Origin of the sequence: Pseudarthrobacter sp. NPDC058329, from assembly GCF_042879835.1 — a bacterium.
Taxonomy (GTDB): Bacteria; Actinomycetota; Actinomycetes; order Actinomycetales; family Micrococcaceae; genus Arthrobacter.
The window spans coordinates 254,178-275,389 of the sequence record NZ_JBHVZR010000003.1; the positions used below are offsets into that span (position 1 = coordinate 254,178).

General features: G+C 65.2%; 19 protein-coding genes and 1 pseudogene. 13 read left to right on the forward strand and 7 right to left on the reverse strand.

Features of this window, described 5'->3' with window-relative positions; all coding sequences use genetic code 11:
• From glyA to purU, 7 genes are read left to right on the forward strand one after another with little or no spacing between them, the layout of a single operon-like run.
• The gene (gene glyA, locus ACFVYC_RS07275; RefSeq protein ID WP_387548492.1) at positions 1–1,356 is read left to right on the forward strand and encodes a serine hydroxymethyltransferase; all 1,356 of its coding nucleotides are present in this window, start codon (positions 1–3) and stop codon (positions 1,354–1,356) included.
• Positions 1,353–2,573, forward strand: coding sequence for a sarcosine oxidase subunit beta family protein (locus ACFVYC_RS07280; protein ID WP_387548495.1), 1,221 nt, complete (start codon positions 1,353–1,355; stop codon positions 2,571–2,573). The genes glyA and ACFVYC_RS07280 overlap by 4 nt, the downstream gene beginning before the upstream one ends.
• Before the next feature lie 30 nt (positions 2,574–2,603).
• Positions 2,604–3,029, forward strand: coding sequence for a sarcosine oxidase subunit delta (locus tag ACFVYC_RS07285; RefSeq protein ID WP_387548497.1), 426 nt, complete (start codon positions 2,604–2,606; stop codon positions 3,027–3,029).
• Complete coding sequence (locus tag ACFVYC_RS07290; RefSeq protein ID WP_387548499.1) at positions 3,026–5,977, forward strand: sarcosine oxidase subunit alpha family protein; 2,952 nt, start codon at positions 3,026–3,028, stop codon at positions 5,975–5,977. The genes ACFVYC_RS07285 and ACFVYC_RS07290 overlap by 4 nt, the downstream gene beginning before the upstream one ends.
• On the forward strand, positions 5,970–6,608 hold the full coding sequence (locus ACFVYC_RS07295; RefSeq protein WP_387548501.1) for a sarcosine oxidase subunit gamma: 639 nt from the start codon (positions 5,970–5,972) through the stop codon (positions 6,606–6,608). Before ACFVYC_RS07290 ends, ACFVYC_RS07295 begins: the two co-directional genes overlap by 8 nt.
• A 1-nt stretch (position 6,609) precedes the next feature.
• On the forward strand, positions 6,610–7,983 hold the full coding sequence (locus ACFVYC_RS07300) for an L-serine ammonia-lyase (protein ID WP_387548503.1): 1,374 nt from the start codon (positions 6,610–6,612) through the stop codon (positions 7,981–7,983).
• A 3-nt stretch (positions 7,984–7,986) separates the two neighbouring features.
• Complete coding sequence (purU, locus tag ACFVYC_RS07305; RefSeq protein ID WP_387548505.1) at positions 7,987–8,883, forward strand: formyltetrahydrofolate deformylase; 897 nt, start codon at positions 7,987–7,989, stop codon at positions 8,881–8,883.
• A 170-nt stretch (positions 8,884–9,053) separates the two neighbouring features.
• Here the strand turns inward: purU and ACFVYC_RS07310 are convergent, their stop codons facing one another.
• The 7 genes from ACFVYC_RS07310 to ACFVYC_RS07340 all read right to left on the reverse strand — a co-directional run bounded on the left by ACFVYC_RS07310 (position 9,054) and on the right by ACFVYC_RS07340 (position 16,299).
• Positions 9,054–10,013 carry a DUF559 domain-containing protein gene (locus ACFVYC_RS07310; protein ID WP_387548507.1) on the reverse strand — a complete coding sequence of 320 codons (960 nt, stop codon included), beginning with the start codon at positions 10,011–10,013 and terminating at the stop codon, positions 9,054–9,056.
• A gap of 163 nt (positions 10,014–10,176) precedes the next feature.
• Positions 10,177–10,545, reverse strand: coding sequence for a hypothetical protein (locus ACFVYC_RS07315; RefSeq protein WP_387548509.1), 369 nt, complete (start codon positions 10,543–10,545; stop codon positions 10,177–10,179).
• Positions 10,542–10,838 (reverse strand): hypothetical protein, encoded by a 297-nt coding sequence (locus ACFVYC_RS07320; protein WP_387548511.1) that lies wholly within the window; start codon positions 10,836–10,838, stop codon positions 10,542–10,544. Before ACFVYC_RS07320 ends, ACFVYC_RS07315 begins: the two co-directional genes overlap by 4 nt.
• Before the next feature lie 113 nt (positions 10,839–10,951).
• Positions 10,952–12,445 carry an aldehyde dehydrogenase family protein gene (locus ACFVYC_RS07325; RefSeq protein ID WP_387548513.1) on the reverse strand — a complete coding sequence of 498 codons (1,494 nt, stop codon included), beginning with the start codon at positions 12,443–12,445 and terminating at the stop codon, positions 10,952–10,954.
• Positions 12,442–13,971 (reverse strand): alanine/glycine:cation symporter family protein, encoded by a 1,530-nt coding sequence (locus ACFVYC_RS07330; protein WP_387548515.1) that lies wholly within the window; start codon positions 13,969–13,971, stop codon positions 12,442–12,444. The genes ACFVYC_RS07325 and ACFVYC_RS07330 overlap by 4 nt, the downstream gene beginning before the upstream one ends.
• 3 nt (positions 13,972–13,974) lie before the next feature.
• Entirely contained in the window at positions 13,975–14,868 is an 894-nt protein-coding gene (gene dapA / locus ACFVYC_RS07335; protein WP_387548517.1) for a 4-hydroxy-tetrahydrodipicolinate synthase, read from the reverse strand.
• A gap of 45 nt (positions 14,869–14,913) precedes the next feature.
• A complete protein-coding gene (locus ACFVYC_RS07340; RefSeq protein ID WP_387548519.1) occupies positions 14,914–16,299 on the reverse strand; it encodes a protoporphyrinogen/coproporphyrinogen oxidase in 1,386 nt (461 codons plus the stop codon).
• A 307-nt stretch (positions 16,300–16,606) separates the two neighbouring features.
• Here ACFVYC_RS07340 and ACFVYC_RS07345 point away from each other — a divergent pair, with 307 nt between their 5' ends.
• The 6 genes and pseudogenes from ACFVYC_RS07345 to ACFVYC_RS07370 all read left to right on the forward strand — a co-directional run bounded on the left by ACFVYC_RS07345 (position 16,607) and on the right by ACFVYC_RS07370 (position 21,205).
• Positions 16,607–17,287 (forward strand): GntR family transcriptional regulator, encoded by a 681-nt coding sequence (locus tag ACFVYC_RS07345; RefSeq protein ID WP_387548521.1) that lies wholly within the window; start codon positions 16,607–16,609, stop codon positions 17,285–17,287.
• Between the two features lie 343 nt (positions 17,288–17,630).
• A complete protein-coding gene (locus ACFVYC_RS07350; RefSeq protein ID WP_387548523.1) occupies positions 17,631–18,422 on the forward strand; it encodes an amino acid ABC transporter ATP-binding protein in 792 nt (263 codons plus the stop codon).
• A 7-nt stretch (positions 18,423–18,429) separates the two neighbouring features.
• Complete coding sequence (locus ACFVYC_RS07355; protein ID WP_387548525.1) at positions 18,430–19,077, forward strand: amino acid ABC transporter permease; 648 nt, start codon at positions 18,430–18,432, stop codon at positions 19,075–19,077.
• A complete protein-coding gene (locus ACFVYC_RS07360) occupies positions 19,077–19,739 on the forward strand; it encodes an amino acid ABC transporter permease (RefSeq protein WP_387548527.1) in 663 nt (220 codons plus the stop codon). Before ACFVYC_RS07355 ends, ACFVYC_RS07360 begins: the two co-directional genes overlap by 1 nt.
• A gap of 57 nt (positions 19,740–19,796) precedes the next feature.
• On the forward strand, positions 19,797–20,663 hold the full coding sequence (locus ACFVYC_RS07365; protein ID WP_387548529.1) for a substrate-binding periplasmic protein: 867 nt from the start codon (positions 19,797–19,799) through the stop codon (positions 20,661–20,663).
• A 112-nt stretch (positions 20,664–20,775) separates the two neighbouring features.
• Positions 20,776–21,205, forward strand: a pseudogene (locus ACFVYC_RS07370) (universal stress protein).
• The last annotated feature ends 7 nt before the right edge of the window (positions 21,206–21,212 follow it).

The following is a 21,212-nucleotide window of genomic DNA, read 5'->3' on the forward strand; positions in this document are numbered from 1 at the left end:
GTGGTTGAGCAGTTGAACGAGCGACTTTCCGCAGTCGATCCCGAGGTCCAGCAGGCCATCGCCCAGGAACTGGTGCGCCAGCAGTCCACGCTGGAAATGATTGCCTCCGAGAATTTCGCCCCGTCCGCCGTCATGGAGGCCCAGGGCTCGGTCCTGACCAACAAGTACGCCGAAGGCTACCCCGGGAAGCGCTACTACGGCGGCTGCGAACACGTGGACGTTGTGGAGCAGTTGGCCATCGACCGGGTCAAGGCCCTCTTTGGCGCAGAATTCGCCAACGTCCAGCCGCACTCCGGCGCACAGGCCAACGCCGCTGCCATGTTCGCCCTGCTGAACCCGGGCGACACCATCATGGGCCTGAGCCTGGCCCACGGCGGCCACCTCACCCACGGCATGAAGATCAACTTCTCCGGCAAGCTCTACAACGTGGTCCCCTACCACGTGAGCGAATCCGACCTCCGCGTCGATATGGCGGAAGTGGAAGCACTCGCGCTCGAGCACCGTCCGCGCCTGATTGTGGCCGGCTGGTCCGCCTACTCCCGCCAGCTGGACTTCGCCGAGTTCCGGCGCATCGCCGACCTCGTGGGCGCCTACCTCATGGTGGATATGGCGCACTTCGCCGGCCTGGTAGCCGCGGGACTGCACCCGAACCCCGTCCCGTACGCCGACGTGGTCACCACCACCACCCACAAGACCCTCGGCGGCCCGCGCGGCGGCGTTATCCTCGCCAAGGAGCAGTACGCGAAGAAGATCAACAGCGCAGTCTTCCCCGGCCAGCAGGGCGGCCCGCTGGAGCACGTCATCGCTGCCAAGGCCGTAGCCTTCAAGCTGGCCGCCAGCCCCGAATTCAAGGAACGCCAGGAACGCGTCCTGCAGGGCTCCAAGCTCCTGGCCGAACGGCTCCTCCGCGACGACGTTGCAGCAGCAGGAATTTCCGTGGTCAACGGCGGCACCGACGTCCACCTGGTCCTGGTGGACCTCCGCAACTCCGAACTGGACGGACAGCAGGCCGAAGACGCCCTGCACCGCATCGGCATCACCGTGAACCGCAACGCCGTCCCCTTCGACCCGCGCCCGCCGATGGTCTCCTCCGGCCTCCGGATCGGCACCCCCGCCCTCGCCACCCGCGGCTTCGGCGCCGGGGAATTCACCGAGGTTGCGGACATCATCGCGACGGCGCTCATCGCCGCTGCGGGCCAGGGCACCGCAGGCACCGGCACCCTGGACGGGGGCACCGCCGTCGAACTCCGCGCCCGGGTGACGGCCTTGGCGGGCAAGTTCCCCCTCTACCCCCACCTCAGTGACGGCACCGAGATCGCTGCCTTCGAGAACGACATGATTGGAGCAGCCCAGTGAGCACCCAGCAGCTCCCCGAGCACCCGGACTTCCTCTGGCGCAATCCGGAGCCCAAGTCCTCCTACGATGCCGTGATCGTGGGCGGCGGCGGGCACGGCCTGGCCACTGCCTACTTCCTCGCGAAGAACCACGGAATGACCAACATCGCCGTGCTGGAGAAGGGCTGGCTGGCTGGCGGCAACATGGCCCGGAACACCACCATCATCCGCTCCAACTACCTCTGGGACGAGAGCGCTGCCATCTACGAGCACGCGCTCAAGCTCTGGGAGATCCTGCCGGAGGAACTCGAATACGACTTCCTCTTCAGCCAGCGCGGCGTGATGAACCTCGCCCACACGCTGGGCGACGTCCGCGAAAGCATGCGCCGCGTGGGGGCCAACAAGCTCAACGGCGTGGACGCCGAGTGGCTGGACCCGCAGCAGGTCAAGGAACTCTGCCCCATCCTGAATATCAGCGACAACATCCGCTACCCCGTCATGGGAGCCACGTACCAGCCGCGCGCCGGCATCGCCAAGCACGATCACGTGGCCTGGGCCTTTGCCCGCAAGTGTGACGAGCTGGGTGTTGACATCATCCAGAACTGCGAAGTCACCGGCTTCGTCAAGGACGGCAACCGCGTGGTGGGCGTCAAGACCAACCAGGGCACCATCAACACCGAAAAGGTGGGCCTGTGCGCCGCCGGGCACAGCTCGGTCCTGGCCGAGATGGCCGGCTTCCGCCTCCCCATCCAATCCCACCCGCTCCAGGCACTGGTCTCCGAACTGCACGAGCCGGTCCACCCCACCGTCGTGATGTCCAACCACGTGCACGTCTACGTTTCCCAGGCCCACAAGGGTGAACTGGTGATGGGCGCCGGCGTGGACTCCTACAACGGCTACGGCCAGCGTGGCTCCTTCCACGTGATCGAGCACCAGATGGCGGCAGCCGTGGAACTCTTCCCGATCTTTGCGCGGGCACACGTGCTGCGGACCTGGGGCGGCATCGTGGACACCACCCTGGACGCCTCCCCCATCGTGGGCAACAGCCCGGTGGACAACATGTTCGTGAACTGTGGCTGGGGCACCGGCGGCTTCAAGGGCACCCCCGCCGCCGGCATGACCTTCGCGCACAATATCGCCACCGGCACCCCGCACAAGCTGAACAAGCCATTTGCGCTGGAACGCTTCGAAACCGGCGCCCTGATCGACGAACACGGCGCTGCCGCCGTCGCCCACTAGCCGCCAGCGAACCTAAGAAAGAAGACGCACATGCTGCTCATCTCCTGCCCCAACTGCGGCTCGCGCGACGAGACCGAATTTCATTACGGCGGCCAGGCCCACGTGGCCTACCCGGAAAACCCAGACGAGCTGAACGACCGTGAATGGGCCGAGTTCCTCTTCTACCGGGACAACACCAAGGGCGCCTTCGCCGAACGCTGGCTGCACAGCACCGGCTGCCGCCAATGGTTCAACATGCTCCGCGACACCGTAACCTACGACATCCTGGCCGTGTACCCAATGGGCACGCCCCGGCCCGATGCCGCCGGCCGGCTGACCGCCGAAACTGGCACTGGCAGCACTGCAGCTGACAGCACCACCACCGGAACCGCGGCGCCAAGCATTTCAGGAACCAGCATCTCCGGCACCAGCACACCCCCTGCCAGCACCATCGCCCCGGAAGGAGCAACCAAGTGACTTCCCAGAACGCCCGCCTCGCCGCCGGCGGACGCATCGACCGCACCATCTCCTGGCGTTTCACCCTGGACGGTGAGGAATTCACGGGCCACCCCGGCGACACCCTCGCCTCGGCCCTGCTCGCCAACGGCCGCATCAACGCCGGCAACTCGCTCTACGAGGACCGCGCCCGCGGCATCCTGTCCGCCGGCGTGGAGGAAGCCAATGCCCTGGTCCGCGTTGAGCCGCGCTTCCCCGGCCACGTAGCAGAGTCGATGCTCCCCGCCACCGCCGTCACCTTGGTGGACGGCCTCACCGCGGAGTACCTGAACGGCCTCGGCAAGCTGGACCCCGAAGACGACCGCGCGGAGTACGACAAGAAGTACGTCCACACCGACGTTCTGGTGATCGGCGGCGGCCCCGCAGGCCTCGCTGCAGCCCGCGAGGCAGTCCGTTCCGGCGCCCGCGTGATGCTGCTGGATGACCAGCCAGAACTCGGCGGCTCGCTTCTTTCCGGTTCCACCGCGCCTGAACTCGCCGAGGCCATCGAAGGCAAGCCAGCGCTGGAATGGGTGGCGGATGTTGAAGCCGAGCTCGTTTCCGGCTCCGAATCCACGGTCCTGAACCGCACCACGGCCTTCGGCGCCTATGACGCCAACTACGTCATCGCCGTCCAGAACCGCACCGACCACCTGTCCTCCCCGGCCGCGTCCGGTGTATCCCGCCAGCGTATTTGGCACATCCGTGCCAATCAGGTGGTGCTGGCCCCCGGCGCCCACGAACGCCCGCTGGTGTTCGAGAACAACGACCGCCCCGGCATCATGCTCGCCTCGGCCGTCCGCAGCTACCTCAACCGCTACGCAGTGGCAGCCGGCCAGCGCGTGGTCATCAGCACCACCAACGACAGCGCCTATGCGCTGGCCGCGGACCTGCGCGCCGCCGGCGTCAAGGTCGCCGCCGTCGTGGACGCCCGTCCGCAGCTCACCGAAGTGGCCGCTGCCGCCGTTGAAGCCGGCACGCGCGTGCTGATCGGCAGCGCGGTGGCCAACACCTCCTCCGGAGAAGGCACAGCGGACGGCCGCCTGGATGGCGTCACCGTCCGCAGCATCAACGACGACGGCGAACTCACCTCGGGCATCGAGCAGATCGCCTGCGACCTGCTGGCTGTGTCCGGCGGGTGGAGCCCGCTGGTGCACCTGCACTCCCAGCGGCAGGGCAAGCTGCGCTGGGATGACGAACTGGCCGCCTTCGTGCCGAGCACCGTGGTCCCGAACCAGCAGATCATCGGCTCGGGCCGCGGCAGCTTCGAACTCCAGGACTGCCTCGCCGAGGGCATCTCCGCCGGAGCCTCAGCCACCATCGCCGCAGGCTTCAGCACCAGCACCAAGCCCGCACCGCTGGCCGAACCCGAGGCCTCTGCCCCCACCCGCCAGCTGTGGCTGGTTCCGGGTGAGACTGGCACCCCGGATGACTGGCACCACCACTTCGTGGACTTCCAGCGCGACCAGTCCGTGGCCGACGTGCTGCGGTCCACCGGCGCCGGCATGCGGTCCGTGGAGCACATCAAGCGCTACACCTCCATCAGCACCGCCAACGACCAGGGCAAGACCTCCGGCGTCAACGCGATCGGCGTCATCGCCGCCGCACTGCGGACTGCCGGCGAGGCCTCCCGGGGCATCGGCGACATCGGCACCACCACGTACCGTGCACCCTTCACCCCGGTGGCGTTCGCGGCCCTCGCCGGCCGCCAGCGAGGCGAACTGTTCGATCCCGCCCGCGTCACCTCGATCCAGCCGTGGCACCTCGCCAAGGGCGCATTGTTCGAGGACGTCGGGCAGTGGAAGCGGCCCTGGTACTACCCGCAGGACGGCGAGGACATGGACACGGCGGTGCTGCGCGAGTGCGCCGCCGTCCGCGAGTCGGTTGGCTTTATGGACGCCACCACCCTGGGCAAGATCGAGATCCGGGGCAAGGACGCCGGTGAGTTCCTGAACCGGATCTACACCAACGCGTTCAAGAAGCTCGCCCCGGGCTCCGCCCGCTACGGCGTGATGTGCATGGCTGACGGCATGATTTTCGACGACGGCGTGACGCTGCGCCTCGACGAGGACCGCTACTTCATGACCACCACCACCGGGGGCGCCGCCAAAGTGCTGGACTGGCTGGAAGAGTGGCTGCAGACCGAGTGGCCGGAACTGGACGTGCACTGCACCTCGGTGACCGAACAGTGGTCCACCATCGCCGTCGTTGGGCCCAAATCCCGCGCCGTCCTCGCTAAGGTGGCACCGGAACTGGCCGCGGACGGCGGGCTGGACGCAGAAGCCTTCCCGTTTATGACCTTCCGCGAAACCACCCTGGCTTCCGGCGTCCGCGCCCGGGTCTGCCGGATCTCCTTCTCCGGTGAACTGGCGTACGAAATCAACGTGCCGTCCTGGTACGGACTGAACACCTGGGAGGCTGTGGCCGCCGCCGGAGCCGAATTCAACATCACCCCATACGGCACCGAAACCATGCACGTGCTCCGCGCCGAAAAGGGCTACCCGATTGTCGGCCAGGACACGGACGGCACCGTCACCCCGCAGGACGCGGGAATGGAATGGGTGGTCTCCAAGGCCAAGGAGTTCGTGGGCAAGCGCTCCTACGCCCGGACCGACGCCCAGCGGGAGGACCGCAAGCACCTGGTCAGCGTGCTGCCGGTGGACGACAGCATCCGGTTGCCGGAAGGCACCCAGCTCGTTGAAAAGGGCCGCTCCACCAACCCTGCCTACGGGCCGGTCCCCATGGAGGGTTTTGTCACCTCCAGCTACCACAGTGCAGCACTCGGCAGGTCATTCGGCCTGGCCCTGATCAAGAACGGCCGCAACCGCATCGGCGAAACCCTGGTGGCAGCCGCCGGCGACCAGCTCGTGGACGTCGTCGTCGCAGAAACCGTACTTTTTGACCCCGAAGGGACCCGCAAAGATGGCTGAAACAGCAGCACCCGCAACCACCCGCCAGAAGGACCTCTCCGTGCGTGTTAGCCCCGCAGCCCAGCTCCGGGCAGCGTTCGAAACCGGTTCGGTCCAGGGCTTGGTGGAACTTCGCGAATCACCCTTCCTGACCATGGTGGGCCTTCGGGTCAACCGCGACAGCGATGCCGGACAGCGCGTAGCCTCCGTCACCGGCGGCCTGCCCGCAGGGTGCGGCGGCGTGGCCGGCTCGGGCGACACGTCCGTCCTGTGGCTCGGACCCGAAGAGTTCCTGGTGGTGGCCCCCACCGAAGCGCACGAGTCCCTCGGCGGCGACCTGATCCAGGCGCTCCGGGAGGCACTGGCTGACGGCGAGGGCCAGGTGGTGGATCTTTCCGCCAACCGCACCACGTTCGAACTCACCGGGCCGCGGTCCCGGGCAGTCCTGGAAAAGGGCTGCTCGCTGGACCTGCACCCCCGCGTCCTCCAGGCCGGCACCGCGCTCTCCACGGAGATCGGAAACATCCCCGTGGTCCTGTGGAAGACCGGCGAGGAGTCCTTCCGGATCTTCCCCCGGGCCTCCTTCGCCGACTTCCTGGGCCGCTGGCTGCTGGACGCGATGCGGGAGTACGCCTCCCCCGAGGTCCCCTGACATGGCGCTCAGCGTCCTGGACCTGTTCTCCGTTGGCATCGGGCCGTCGTCGTCACACACGGTAGGCCCGATGCGGGCAGCAAAGCTGTTCGCCGACGGACTCAAAGGCGACGGACACCTGAGCTCCACCACCCGGGTCCAGGCCGAACTGTTCGGCTCACTCGGCGCAACGGGGCGGGGCCACGGCTCGGACAAGGCAGTGGTCCTGGGCTTCAAGGGGCTGGACCCCGAAACCGTGGACACCTTCACCGCCGATGACCAGGTGGCCGCCGCTGCCCTGGACGCCGAACTGTATATCGGCGGCGACCACCGGGTGGACTTCAACTGGGACGAGGACGTGGTCCTCCACCGGCGTAAAGCCCTTCCGGCCCACCCCAACGGCATGACGTTCCGGGCGCTGGACCATGCGGGTACCGTGCTCAGCGAACGGAGCTTCTATTCGATTGGGGGCGGCTTCGTTGTTGACGGGGACGCCGACGCCGGCGACCGCGTGGTGGCCGACGCCACGGTCCTCCCCTACCCGTTCAGCACCGCGGACGAGCTCCTTGAAATCTGCAAGCGTGAAGGCATGTCCATCTCGGACGTAATGCTCGCCAACGAGCTGGTGTGGCGGACCGAGGAGGAGCTGCGCGCGGAACTGCTGAGGCTGTGGGCTGTGATGCGCGAATGCGTGGACAACGGCTGCGCCGCGGAAGGCATCCTTCCCGGCGGCCTCAACGTGAGGCGGCGGGCGCCGTCGTTATTCCAGACCCTGACAGCGGACACCGGCGTCACCGATCCGCTGCGGGCGATGGAGTGGGTGAACCTGTTCGCGCTGGCCGTGAACGAGGAGAACGCCGCCGGCGGCCGGATTGTCACAGCGCCTACCAACGGCGCGGCGGGAATCGTCCCGGCGGTGCTGCATTACTACGTGAAGTTCGTGCCCGGCGCCAACGACGACGGAGTGGTCCGCTTCCTCCTGGCAGCCGCCGCCGTCGGAATCCTGTTCAAAATCAACGCCTCCATCTCCGGCGCCGAGGTGGGCTGCCAGGGTGAAGTGGGCTCCGCCTGCTCCATGGCTGCCGCAGGGCTCTGCGAAGTGCTGGGCGGCACGCCCGCCCAGGTGGAAAATGCCGCCGAGGTGGGCATCGAACACAACCTCGGCCTGACCTGCGACCCGGTGGGCGGGCTGGTGCAGATCCCCTGCATCGAGCGCAACGCCATCGCCAGCGTCAAGGCCATCAACGCCGCCCGCCTTGCCCTGCACGGCGACGGCAGCCACAAGGTATCCCTCGACAAAGCCATCAAAACGATGCGCGAAACAGGAGCCGACATGAAAACCAAGTACAAGGAAACCTCCCGCGGAGGCCTTGCCGTCAACGTAATCGAGTGCTGAGCCATGACCGCAATCCAGACTGAAACCGTCCCTGTCACACCCCCGACCACCGTGGAGCACGTCCTCACTTTGGACTGCAGCGAGTCGCCGGGGATCGTCCATGCCGTGTCCGGCTTCCTGCTGGAGCACGGCTGCGACATCATCGACAACCAGCAGTTCGGCGAACGTTCCGAGGGGCACTTCTTTATGCGGGTGCATTTCGCGTCCTACGGCGATGCCTCCACGGCGGACACGCTGCGGGCCGCCTTCGGTCCGGTTGCTGAAAAGTTCGGGATGCGCTGGCGCCTGGAGCCGAACGGTTCCAAGCGGCGGGTGCTGATCATGGTGTCCAAGTTTGGGCACTGCCTCAACGACCTGCTGTTCCGTGCCCGCATCGGCGAACTGCCGGTGGACGTGGTGGCCGTGGTGTCCAACCACACCGACCACCAGGCACTGGTGGAATGGCATGGAATTCCGTTCTTCCACGTCCCCGTCACTGCTGATACCAAGCCAGCGGCGGAAGCCCGGCTGCTGGAGCTCGTTGACGAGTTCGATGTGGAGCTTGTGGTGCTGGCCCGGTACATGCAGGTGCTGAGCGACAACCTGACCCGGAAGCTGGACGGGAAGGCCATCAACATCCACCACTCGTTCCTGCCCAGCTTCAAGGGTGCCAAGCCGTACCACCAGGCGTACGCGCGCGGGGTTAAGACCGTGGGTGCCACCGCTCACTACGTCAACGCCGAACTGGACGAGGGACCGATCATCGCCCAGCAGACCGTGGAGGTGAACCACACCTATGGTCCCGAGGACCTGGTGGCCGCCGGCCGCGACACCGAATGCAAGGCCCTGTCCAACGCCGTCCGCTGGCACTGCGAAGGCCGGGTGATCCTGCAGGGCAACCGCACGGTGGTGCTGCGCTAACGACGCCCGCTCACCCGCAGACGCTCTCTCACTTAACGTGGGTTATGGCCGGACGCTCTCTCACCTAACGCGGGTTTCCGCGTGACGCTCTCTCACCCTTGAACTGGTCCTGGTGAGGGAGCGTCACGGCGTTAATGCCTTTCGCAACGGATGCACGTCCGCGCTGCCGCTCAATCGTTGCCCGCAAACCCCGATGCCTGCGCGTGGTCTCGCCACGCGTTCCGGAGCGCCCGTTTTATTCGCTGCACTGCCCGGCAAAAATCATCCGCAAGATCGTCCTTATCGAAGACCAGAACTGTCCACCCGGCTGATTCGAAGGCCTTATCCCGTCTCCTGTCGCTTAGCTTCTGTGCGTCACCCAGGTGATGTTCGCCGTCGTACTGGATAGCAAGGCGGCGATGACGATAGCCGAGATCGGCCGACGGCGACCGCCCGTCTCCGGCGCGCAATAGCACCTGGAGTTCGGGCTCGGGTAAGCCGGCGTTGGTGATGGCCAGCCGGAGCAGTGATTCAGGGGCCGAGTCGGCGCCCACCCGCATCAGATCCAGTGCTTCGCGGGCCCTGACGATGCCTTGGAGATTCGGGTGATGGCTGACGAGTAGGCGCAGTCCCGCCAAGGTGTCATAGGGCTGCGTCCTTCCCTCGAAATCCACCCGCGGGACCCGGATCAGTTCATCTCCCATGCTCACCAGGTCATCGAGTGGCAGGACCCGTGCCAGATCGAGCCAAGTGCGTGACCTCGTGCTCAGGCGGATGCCATCGACCATTTCAATTTCACCGTCAAGAGCCACGACTGTATGCCCGGATATGCCCTTTCGGCGGACCGACGGCAGCGCACGTGGCTTGCTGAGGTGCAGCTCCGTGGAATCTGCCAGCCAGGGTGGCAGACACTGGCGCCATAGCCGTGCCGCTGTCACGTGGGAGATCCACGCTCCCGGCGACGCAGCGGACAACGCCCTGGCGGCGCCTTCAAGGTGGAAGTCCCAATCCGCCGGGCGGTAAAGTCCGCGGCCCACGTTGACTACATCCTTGCGCCGGAGCCTGTTGACAGTGATGCCGGAAGCCCTGGCCGAGGCAAAGGTGAAGGGGGCCTGCGCCAAAGGCGGCGGCAAAAAATCTTGCTTTCGCATGCGGGCATTGTGCCCCGAAACGGCAAGACGCTGCAGAAGTTATCCACAGGTCCGCCGTCGGGGTGCAAGGGGTGCAAGATGGTTGCCGGGAATCCCACATGAAGTGATAGAGGGTTGCCCGGAATTTCACATCAAGTGATAGAGCGTCACCGGGAAAGGGACATTAGGTGGGAGAGGGTCGCTCTCCGGCCTGTTCCGGGCCGTCAACCACGGCGAGTTGGCCGGTGGTGTCAGTGACACCGGGGAAATGCACCTGCTGCGCATCAACAGCAGCCGTGGCCGGAGCCCGGGTAGTCGCCCGCATGCGGAAAAGCGCGGTGCCGGAAATCAGGAACCAGGCCACATTCGTCACCACGGATGGCCACGCTTCGTGAAATGCGCCGTTGATAATGAATGCAACCGCGCCGAGGAGGTTGGCCGTCTGGAAGGTCCTGCCGGTATTCAGCCAACCCATGGAAACAGCCAGGAAGGCGCCAAGTATCGCAACTGCGCCGGCCCAGCCGGCGAGTTCCCAGAGCAGTTCCATTGTCATATGGCAGTCGTTACAGCTTGCGGGGCAACGTCAGCAGTCCCGGCGCGCGCGCTTTTTGTTACTTCGTAGTGGAATCCGTGGCGGTCCTCCGTTGCCCAGACCTCGAAGAACTCAGCCTTTTCGAAGAGTCGTCGGTCCTGGGCAGGGGCGCTAAGCCAAAGGATCTTTCCGTCGTCGGTAACTGCGTCAACGTATCCGCTGCTGATGGCGGTCCCCTGCTGGCGGATCTCCACCTTGGCCCCAGAAAGGAGCGTCCAGTCAGTGATGCGTCGAAGGTCGGCGGGTCCTGTCATCCTTGTCATTTGTACAAGCCCTGCTTTCGGCTGGGTCGAATGAGAATTACGGCGTAAACGCACATGCACCCCGGAGATCCGGAGTGCATGTGCATTTCGATCGGGAGGACCGCTCAGCCGCGGTTGTACATTACGTGCTTGGTGCGGGAGAAGTCGTCCAGGGCGTAGCTGGAGAGGTCGCGGCCGTAGCCGGAGCCCTTGAAGCCGCCCCAGGGCATTTCGGTGGCGATGACCAGGTGTGAGATGACCCAGACGGTGCCGAAATCCAGCCGCCGGGGAGCCGAGAGCGAGCGGGCGGAGTCCTTGGTCCACACTGAAGCTGCCAGCCCGTAGATGGTTTCGTTGGCGCGGCTGATGGCTTCCGCATCCGTGCCGAAGGTCTCCACGGAGACCACCGGTCCGAAAATCTCGTTGCTGGTGATTGCCGCGCCCGCAGGCACGTTGGTGACCACTGTGGGTTCGATGAAGTAGCCGGGCCCCTCGATGGCATTGCCGCCGACGGCGATGGTCAAGCCATCCTTCCGGGCATCGTCGAGGGCGGCGAGGACGCGCTCGTAGTGCGCTTTGGAAATCATGGAACCGATTTCGACGTCGTCGCCGGTGCCGGGAGCGCCCACCGAGATCTCACTGATCTCCCGGACCAGCAGTTCGGTGAACTTCTCGGCCACCGATTCGTGCACCAGGACGCGGCATGCTGCCCCGCACTCCTGGCCGCCGTTCCAGAACCCGGCACTGCGGACGCCCTGCGCTGCGGCTTCGAGGTCGGCGTCGGCGAAGATCACCACCGGCGCCTTGCCGCCAAGCTCAAGGTGGACGCGCTTGACGGAGGCGGCCGCGCTTGCGGCGACTTTTTGGCCGCTGCCCACGCTTCCGGTGATGGCCACCAGGTCCACGTCCGGGTGCTCCGAGAGCCGGTTCCCCACCACCCGGCCCGGGCCAGTGACAAAGTTTACGACGCCGGCCGGAACCTCGCCGGCGATAAGTTCTGCGAGCTTCAGGGTGGTGAGCGGCGTCTGCTCCGAAGGCTTGAGCACCAGGGTGTTCCCTGCGCCAAGGACCGGGGCGATCTTCCAGGCGGCCATCAGCAGGGGGTAGTTCCAGGGCGTGATGACTCCGACCACGCCGACGGGCTCGCGGTGGATGACCGAGGTGTGGTTCTCGGCGTAGTCGTCCGCGCCGAGGGTGCTGTAGGCACGGGCTGCCCCGGCGGAGAACCGGAAGGTGTCGATGGTGCTGGAGATGTCGTCTTCAGCCACCGCCGTCGGCTTGCCCGTGTTGGCGGCTTCAAGGGTTTCGAACACTTCCCGGTTTGCCTCGATGATGTCTGCGATGCGCAGCAGCACAGCGGCCCGGTCCTTCGGCGTCTTGGCTGCCCAGGCCTCCTTGGCCGCTACGGCCGCGGCGACGGCGGCGTCCACGTCTTCAACGGAGCCGGCGGGGACCTGCGCCAGGACTTCCTCCGTGGCCGGGTTGACGATTTCGACCGTTGCGTCCGAGGTGGACGGAACGAACGCGCCGCCAATGAACTGGCCGATCGGCGGGAGGGACGGGGTGGGAGTGCTTTCCGCGCGGCGGACGGTGAACTGGGTCTTCTCTGCGGTTGTCATGGCTTGCCCGGGGTCCTTTCAGTGGGGTGGCTGCTGTGAAGAAGATGATGGTGGTGGTGTTCGACGGGGACGGATTTCTCCCAGAAGTCGGCTCCTTCGATGCCCAGGGCTTTGGGGTCGAAGGTGGGATCCAGCCCGAGCTTCCGCTGCCGCTCGTAGTCGCGGTAAATCTTGCGGACCAGCGGGAACAGGAAGACGAGGCAGATGAGGTTCACCCAGGCGATCAGGCCCAGTCCGATGTCGCCTGCGGCCCACATCAGCTGGGCGTTGACCACGGAACCGAAGAACACGATGGCCATGGTCCCGATCTTGAGGACCAGCTTCCAGCCGTGTCCCTGGCGTCCGTCCAGCAGGTAGAGGAGGTTGGAGTTGGCCACGTAGAAGTAGGCCAGCAGGCACGTAAATCCGAAGAGGAGGACGGCGACGGCGACGAATCCTGCGCCCCAGCCGGGAACCAGTGTGTCGATGGCTTCCTGCACCCAGTTGGCGCCGACCGGAACGCCCGGAATGTTGTTGACGAGGTAGCCGCCGGAACCGTCGGAGACGTTGTACTTGCCGGAGACCACCATCATGAGGCCGGTGGCCATGCAGATCAGCAGCACGTCGATGTAGATGCTGAAGGTCTGGACCAGGCCTTGCTTGCCCGGGTGGGAGGTGCGGGCCGCGGCGGCCGCGAAGGTGGCTTCGCCGAGCCCGTTGGAGGATGCGAAGACTGCCCGGCGAACGCCCCAGGCGACGGCCGCACCGGCGATGCCGCCCAGGATGGGATGGATGCCGACGGCGGACTGGAAGATCAGGGCTACGGCTGCGGGGACGCTGCCGATGTTGATGCCGATGACGGCAAGTGCCAGGAGGAGGTAGCCGATGGCCAGGACGGGGACCAGGGTTTGGGTCACCTTCACCAGGCGCGTGGTGCCGCCGAAGATGACCAGGGCGATGAGGACCGTGACCAGGACGGCCGGGATCCAGCTGTCCAGCCCGAATGCGAGCTTGGCGCTGGCAGCAATCGTGTTGACCTGGAGACCCGGGAAGACAAACCCGTAGCCGATGACACCGAGCACCGCGACGAGCGCCCCCACTTTCGGCAGTTTCAGGCCGTACTTGATGTAGTACGGCATGCCACCGATGTCCTCGTTGGCGCTGCGGCGGTCCTCATCCAGCACCTGGCGCTTGAAGGTCTGGGACAGGGTTGCCTCGGCGTAGCCTACGGTGCAGCCCACGAGGCCGGTGACGGCCATCCAGACCAGGGCTCCCGGACCACCGGCACCGACGGCGGTGGCCACACCGGCGATGCTGCCGACGCCCACCCGGCTGGCCAGTGCCAGCACGAGTGCCTGGAAGGAGGACAGGCCTCCTTCCCCGCCTTCACTGTCCTTCAGTTGGCGGAGCATGTCCGGAATCCGCCGGAACTGCACCCCCTTGGTGGCGACGGAGTAGAGCACGCCCAGGCCCAGGACCACGTAGGCCATGGGCGCCCAGATGGCATCAGAGACGTGCGACAGGAAGGCGCCGAAATCGGTACCCACGGCTTAGCCGACGGTCTGGTACAGGGCGGACAGGGCGTGCTGTACCCGGGCGCGGTCTTCGGCATTGAGGTCTGCCGTGGGGCGCTTGGGTGAGCCGGCCGGCAGGCCCTGCTGGGAAAGTCCGGCCTTCACGGCAGGGATGAACGGCACGGACAGCAGGGCGTCGATGACGGGGTAAACCTTCTTCCACTGCTCCAGGGCACCGGACAGGTCACCTTCGGCGATGCGGCGGCTGACCGCGACAATCTCGTTGGGTACAACGTTGGCGGTGCCCGCCATGACACCGGCCGCCCCCTCGACAAGGGCGCTGTAAAGGTAGACGTCCCAGCCGATGAAGGTGCCGATGACGTCCGAGTGGTGGTGGATCAGCTGCAGTGCCTGTTCCCAGTTGGCGCTGGAGTCCTTGATGTAGCGGATGTTGTCCACTTCCTCGGCCAGGGCACGGACGGTGGCCGGGTCCAGGTTTACGCCGGTGACTGCCGGGATGTTGTAGAGCATGACCGGAATCTTGACCGAGTTGGCTACGTCCTTGATGTAGGTGACCGTCTCCTCGAGGGTCAGCGGCTCGTAGTAGGGCGTGATCAGCATCAGCACGTCCGCGCCCAGCTTCTCCGCGGCCAGCGACAGCCTGATGGCCTCCGCCGTGGAGGTGGCACCGGTGTTGGCGATCACTGGAACGCGGGCGTTGGCCTGCTTGATGACCGTTTCGATGAGGAGGAGGCGTTCTTCGGAGGACAGCGCGCCCACCTCACCGGTGGAACCTGCGGCCACGACGCCGTCGACGCCGGCGTCGATGGAACGGTCAACGATCTTCCTCAGGGTTTCGACGTCGATCGTCTCGTCCTGGTTGAAAGGGGTGGACAGGGCGGTGAGGACACCGCGGAGGTTGTTGGACATGAAGAATTCCTGTTCTTAGGTATGGGTCGGTTCGGGTGATGAAGGTCAGGCGACGACGGACAGGCCGGCCTGCGGCGGGGCTTGACGGTGGGTGGCCAGGACGCTTGCAGCTTCCTGGGCTGCGGAGAAGCCTGTGGTGATGGAGCTTTCGGTGTAGAGGGTGCCCAGGTAGTCGCCGGCCAGGAAGACCCGGTTGGTCCCGCGCATCAGGGTGGACTGGATCTTGGCCCGTCCCGGGAAGCAGTAGGGCGAAGCATTCTTCCACCGGTCCACCTTGGCCTCGACGACGCTGTCGGCGAAGCCATGGCCCAGGACCTGGTCAAGGTCGGTGAGGTGGGTTTTGATGACTTCCTCCTCGCTCTTTTCGAGCAACGCGCGGCCCAGGCTGGCCGGAGAGAACGTCATAAAGCTGCCGCCGGGCTTCCGCACGGACTCGGTCCCGCGGACGATGCTCGCCTGGTTCAGTGCGATGGCGAAAGAGCGTTTGGGGGCAGCAATCGCGTAGATGTCATCCCAGGGCCGGGCAGAGTCTTCGTTGGTCAGGAAGGCGGTACTGACATGCGGGCCGTACTTGATCTGGCTGAGGGCGCCCCTCAGGTCCTCGGGGAGATCCACACCGATCTTGTGCGACACGTCGGCGGTGGTGGCCAGGACAACGGTGCGGCCTTCCACTTCGTGTTCCGTTCCGTTTTGGCGGTAACGGACCACCACGGAGTCACTTTTGTGCACCACTTCGTGGACGACGGCGCCGAGCTCGATGCGATCGCCCAGGGCAGCGGCTATCGATTCGGTCAGGGTAGAGGGGCCGCCAACGATGCCCTGGCTCAGCCCCTGGCCGAATCCGAGGACCAGGCTGAAGTAGCCGATGCCGGCGCCTGCGGAGATCTCGTCCATATCCCCGGCGGACCGGGTGACAGTGGTTTTGAACAGCGCTGCGGCGTCCTCGGACAGGTTTCCGATGAAGTCCTGGAACGTACCGCTGTTCTCGAAGTCGTAAATGCGCTGCTGCCTCATGGCACCGGACTCACCTGTACGCTTGCGCACCACTCCGGTGTACTTGGTGACTCCGCTGACCACCTTCATGCCGGCCCGCAGCGTATCCACACGGGACGAAAGGGACATCGGGATGCGGAACGGGTAGGTGGCGATATGCCCCTTCTTGATGAACTTTCCGTTCATGGAGAGGGCCTGGAGCGACCCAGGGATCTGGACGGCCATCACGCCCACCTCATTGAGCAAAGCATCGGTGGAGGAGCCTGCGCCGGCGAAGACGTGTCCGCCCCAGTTCAGCCAGTAGTCGCCCCGGCGCTCCGAGCGGATCCTTCCGCCCACACGGTCGCCGGACTCCAGGACAACAGTGTCCCAGTGCCGCAACCGCCAGGCTGCTGAAAGGCCGGCGAGGCCGCCACCGACAATGACTACATCTTTCATGGTTCCCATTCCTTGCTGTTGGTACTTGTCGCTTGGTGCCGGGGGCCGCCGCGGCGGTGGCTCCCCCGGAAGCTTCTTGGCGCTTAGGTGACTGCGTGCTTCCTGAACGTTTGCGCCGGGCCGGCAGCGCCGCCGTCGAGCATTGCTGCTCCCCGAGGGCCGCAAGGATGCACTTGAGCCGATGTGATACAAACCACCCTAAGATGTGATCACAGATCACACAAGCCCTTCGGAAAGATTTCCTTCATGCTCGCGACGTGGCTGCGGCGGGCGAAGGGGCGTGCGCCGGCGGCCGTATATTTGACTGGTGGTCATATCCAAGCGCGCCGAACCCACCCTTCTGACCGACCAGGTCTATGCGATGATTCACGCTGCCATCCTGAGCGGGGACCTCCCTGCCGGCTCGCGGCTCAAGGTGCGCGATCTGGCCGAGCAGGTGGGTACCAGCGTTATGCCCGTCCGGGAGGCGATCCGCCGGTTGGAGGAGACCGGCCTCGCCGAGCGTCAACCCCATAAAGGGGCGGTGGTCAAGAGCCTGACCTTCGGGGAGCTGATCCACGTCTATGACGTCCGCCGGCTCCTGGAAACAGAAGCCGCACGGCTGGGCAGTGAAAAGATCACACCCGAGGATTGCGACAGGATGCAGTCGGAGTACGAACTGATGCGAACGGCCATTAATGAGCGGCAGGTCATCGCCCTGCTGGATCACGACGAGGCCATGCTGGCCATCCTCTACGAGGCTGCCGGCAACCCGGTCCTGCTTCAGATGATCAAGGCGCTGTGGCAACAATGCCGGGCCTACAAGATTGTTGGTGCCCAAGGTTCCCTTGATGCCGAAAACGATGACTCCCTATGGCGCTACCAGCAGGACCTGGTGACCGCCGCTCGGAAGGGTGACCCGGCAGCAGCCGCAGCCGTGAACGAGGCGTCCCTCCTGGATGCCAGCGAGCGGATCAAAGCCAGGCTGGCCGAAGCCCCGCAAAAGTAGCCCGCCAGAACTGCGACAAACAAGGCGTGCCGTCCGGAGTCCCGGGCGGCACGCCTTTGTGTTGGCGGGTTCCTGGCGCAGAGCGACTCGTTTCCGCCATACGATTCGGCCCCGCCCGCCCGCTTAGGGGAAGAGCCGGTGTTGCCAATTTTCGAAATATTGTGTGATCTGTGATCACAGATCTAGACAGGATGGAGATCGCTGGCTAGGGTGATGTGCAGCACATGCAGTGACGCAGGCCACAGCCTGTCCCAACCCTGAGTTAGACGCCTGGCCCCTCATTAACAGCGTCAGCGGCCTTGGCCTCCGTGCTATATGCGTCATTTATCCAAAGGAACCAAGAATGAGCTTCAGTTTTGGCACTAAAACTCCCCCGATCGCGCTGTCCGGCGAGGTTGTGGTTTCCGGGCTCGGCAAGAGTTATGGCGCCAGTCGGGTGCTGTCAGACGTGAACCTGGTCATGACCGAGGGTGAGGTGGTCTCGGTCATCGGGCCGTCGGGGGCGGGCAAGAGCACCTTCCTGCGCTGCCTGAACTACCTGGAGACACCAACGGAGGGCACCATCGCGATTGGCGGCGCCCGCGTTGTTGCCGGCGGGAAACTGCCGGACAAGTCCAGCCTGGACCACCTCCGGCGCGTTACGGGTATGGTCTTCCAAAGCTTCAACCTGTTCCCCCACCTGACCGTCATGGAGAACATCACCCTGCCGCAGCGGAAAGTGCTCGGCGCGAGCAAGGAGCAGGCGCAGGAGACCGCTAACAGGCTGCTCAAGCACGTTGGGCTTCCCGACAAGGCAAACGCGTACCCCGCCCGCCTCTCAGGAGGCCAGCAGCAGCGCATCGCCATTGCCCGTGCGCTGGCACTGTCCCCGAAGGTCATGCTTTTCGACGAGCCTACGTCAGCCCTCGATCCCGAGATCGGCCTCGAGGTCCTCGCGGTCATGCGCGACCTCGCGGACGAAGGCATGACCATGATCGTCGTCACCCACGAGATGCACTTCGCACGTGACGTCTCGGACCGCATCATGGTGATGGGCAACGGCGGCGTGCTGGAGATCGGCCCAAGCAAGCAGGTGATGTCGGAGCCGCAGAACGAACGCACCCGGCAGTTCCTCAAAGCCGTACTGGACAGGTGAGGCGGCGATGATTGCAGAACTCCTGCCCGCCATCGCCCGGGGCGTCGGCCTAACGCTTTACGTCACCGGTGCCTCCCTCGTTATCGGTGGTCTTATCGGCTTGGTCCTTGTTGGGGCCGCCCGCTCACCATTCGCCATCGTTCGGGGTATCGCCACGCTGTATATCAACGTGGTGCGGGTCATTCCGCCCATCACGTGGTTGTTCCTGATCTACTTCGGCCTGCCGCAGTTCGCCCTGCGGCTGTCGACGATCCAGGCGGCGATCATCGGATTTTCCGTTATCGCCTCGGCGTTTATGGCCGAGATCTACCGTTCGGGACTGCTCAGCATCCCCGACGGACAACGCGAAGCCGCCCATGCACTCGGGCTGAGCGCTGTCACCACCGTCCGGCACATCATCACACCCCAGGCGTTCCGTGTCGCTCTGCCCGCGATCGCCACATACGGCATCGGGCTCCTGAAGGACTCCGCCCTGGCATCGACGATCGGGGTGCGTGAGATCACCTATTACGCGCAGCAAAGCGCAAAGCAGACGCACGAAGGACTTCTCTCGTTCCTCGTTGCCGGGGCGCTCTACATCGTGATCAGCCTCGTCGTCGCCCTCGTCTCGCGTCAGGTCGACCTCGGGCTCCGCAGGAAGATCGGAGTGGCGTGATGGACATGCTGACCCAATGGCTCGGATGGTTGCCGAGCCTCACCCCAGGACTTCTTGTCAGCCTCCAGCTGACCGGACTCTCGCTGCTCTTCGGGTTCCCCCTTGGCCTGCTGTTCGCCGTGATGGCAGCGTCGAAACTCGCCCCGCTGCAGTGGATCTCGTTCCTGTTCGTCGAGATCGGACGTGGGCTGCCCGCCCTGGTGTTGTTGTACTTGCTGTACTTCAGCCTCCCCGATGCCGGCATCACCCTGACGTCCCTGACCACAGCGATCATCGCTTTGACCTGGAACACCGGCGCCTACGCCTCGGAGTACTTCCGGGCCGGGCTTGCGGCGGTGCCACTCGGGCAGAAAGAAGCGGCGCTCACCTCCGGGCTCCGTGGCTGGACCGGGTTCCGGATGATCATCCTGCCCCAGGCTCTCCGGATCTCCACCCCGCCCTTGGCCGGACTCGCCGTCCTTGTCTTCCAGGGCAGTGCACTGGCATTCGTGATCGCCGTGCCCGAACTGATGTCCAAGGGCTTCGAGATCGCATCCATCACCTTCGAGTACCTCAGCGTGTACCTGCTTACGGCAGTGATCTACGGATCCATCACCCTCCTCTTCCTCGGCCTCGTCCGGGTGCTGGAAAAGCGCCTCGGCCGGCACCTGCAACGCAACTGACCCACGCTCCACTTTCCCCGGGCAATCCGCCCCATCACCTCAGTAAAGGAACAAACCATGTCCAGGAATCCCCGCACCCTCATGCGCGCGCTTTCCGCCGGCACCGCCGCCGGCCTGCTCGCCATCTCCCTCACCGCCTGCGGCGGCAGCGACACCGCCGGCACCGCCTCCGACTGCACCCCGGCACACAAAGACCTCCAAACAATCACGCCAGGCGAGCTCACAGTCGCAAGCTACGACTATGCACCCGCCACGATCCTGGAGGGTGACAACGTCACCGGGATGGAGGGTGACCTGATCAACGAGATCGCCAAGCTTGAGTGCCTCAAGGTCACGGTGAGCACGTCGGGCGGCGCGGGAGCGGTCATCCCGTCAGTGCAGTCGAAACGCGTCGACATCGGCTCGGGAAACTGGCTGCGCACGAAGGAACGGACGAAGATCGTCTACATGAGCACGCCGCTGTGGAGCGACCCGCAGGCCATCGTCTCAACAACGGGTCTGACCAGCGACAATCTGGAGGGCAAAATGATCGGCTCGGTCGCCGGCAACCTCTGGAACGACAGCATGCAGAAATGGCTTGGCGATAAGTTCAAGATCTACCAGGACGACGAATCCGTCTACGGAGACCTCAAAGCGGGCCGCATCGACGCCCTCGTGGCATCCTCCGCGTCCGCCAACTACCGCTTCAAAGACGCTCCCATCGAGGGTGCCACGGTGATTGACGTGAAGCCGAACGCGAATGTCCCCCAGTTCGCTGCGGTAGGCCAGGTCATGATGCCGTCCAGCCTCGACAATGAAGCACTCGGCAAGGCACTGGACGAAGACATCAAGAAGCTCCGTGAAGACGGTACCATCACGAAGCTCCTTGAGAAGTACGGAATTGACCCCTCCGTCGGCGAGCCGGGCGCTCCCAGCGAGCTCTGACGCAAGGGCCGTTCCATGTCAGGGCGACGTCGGATATCCGTCCGGCGTCGCCCTCACAATGGGCGGCCGCCCCGATTCTTAAGTTTCTAAAAGCAAGCAAAGGAGCATGCACATGAGCGGGACCATTGTTGTAGGGGTTGACGGCAGCGCGACGGCCAGAAAGGCAGCGGAGGCTGCCAGAGACCTGGCTACAGCACTTGGCGGGACCCTCCACGTGGTGTCAGCCTTTGACGCCGAGCGGTCGGAAGTATTCCGCACCGGCGCCGACAAATGGCTGGTCTCGGACGCCGATAAGGCCGAACACGTCGCGAGGACCGTGGCGGACACCTTGGGCGGGGACATCAAAATCACCTTCGCTGCAGCGGCGGGCAGGCCGGCCGATGCCCTCATCAGGGAAGCGATTCGCAAGGAGGCCCGCGTCATCGTGGTGGGGCAACCGCAGAATGCGGGGCATCGGACGCGTGCTGGGGAGCGTGGCCAACAGTGTGGCACACAGCGCGACCTGCGATGTCTACATCGCCAACACCTACGACGCAGACTAACCAGAAT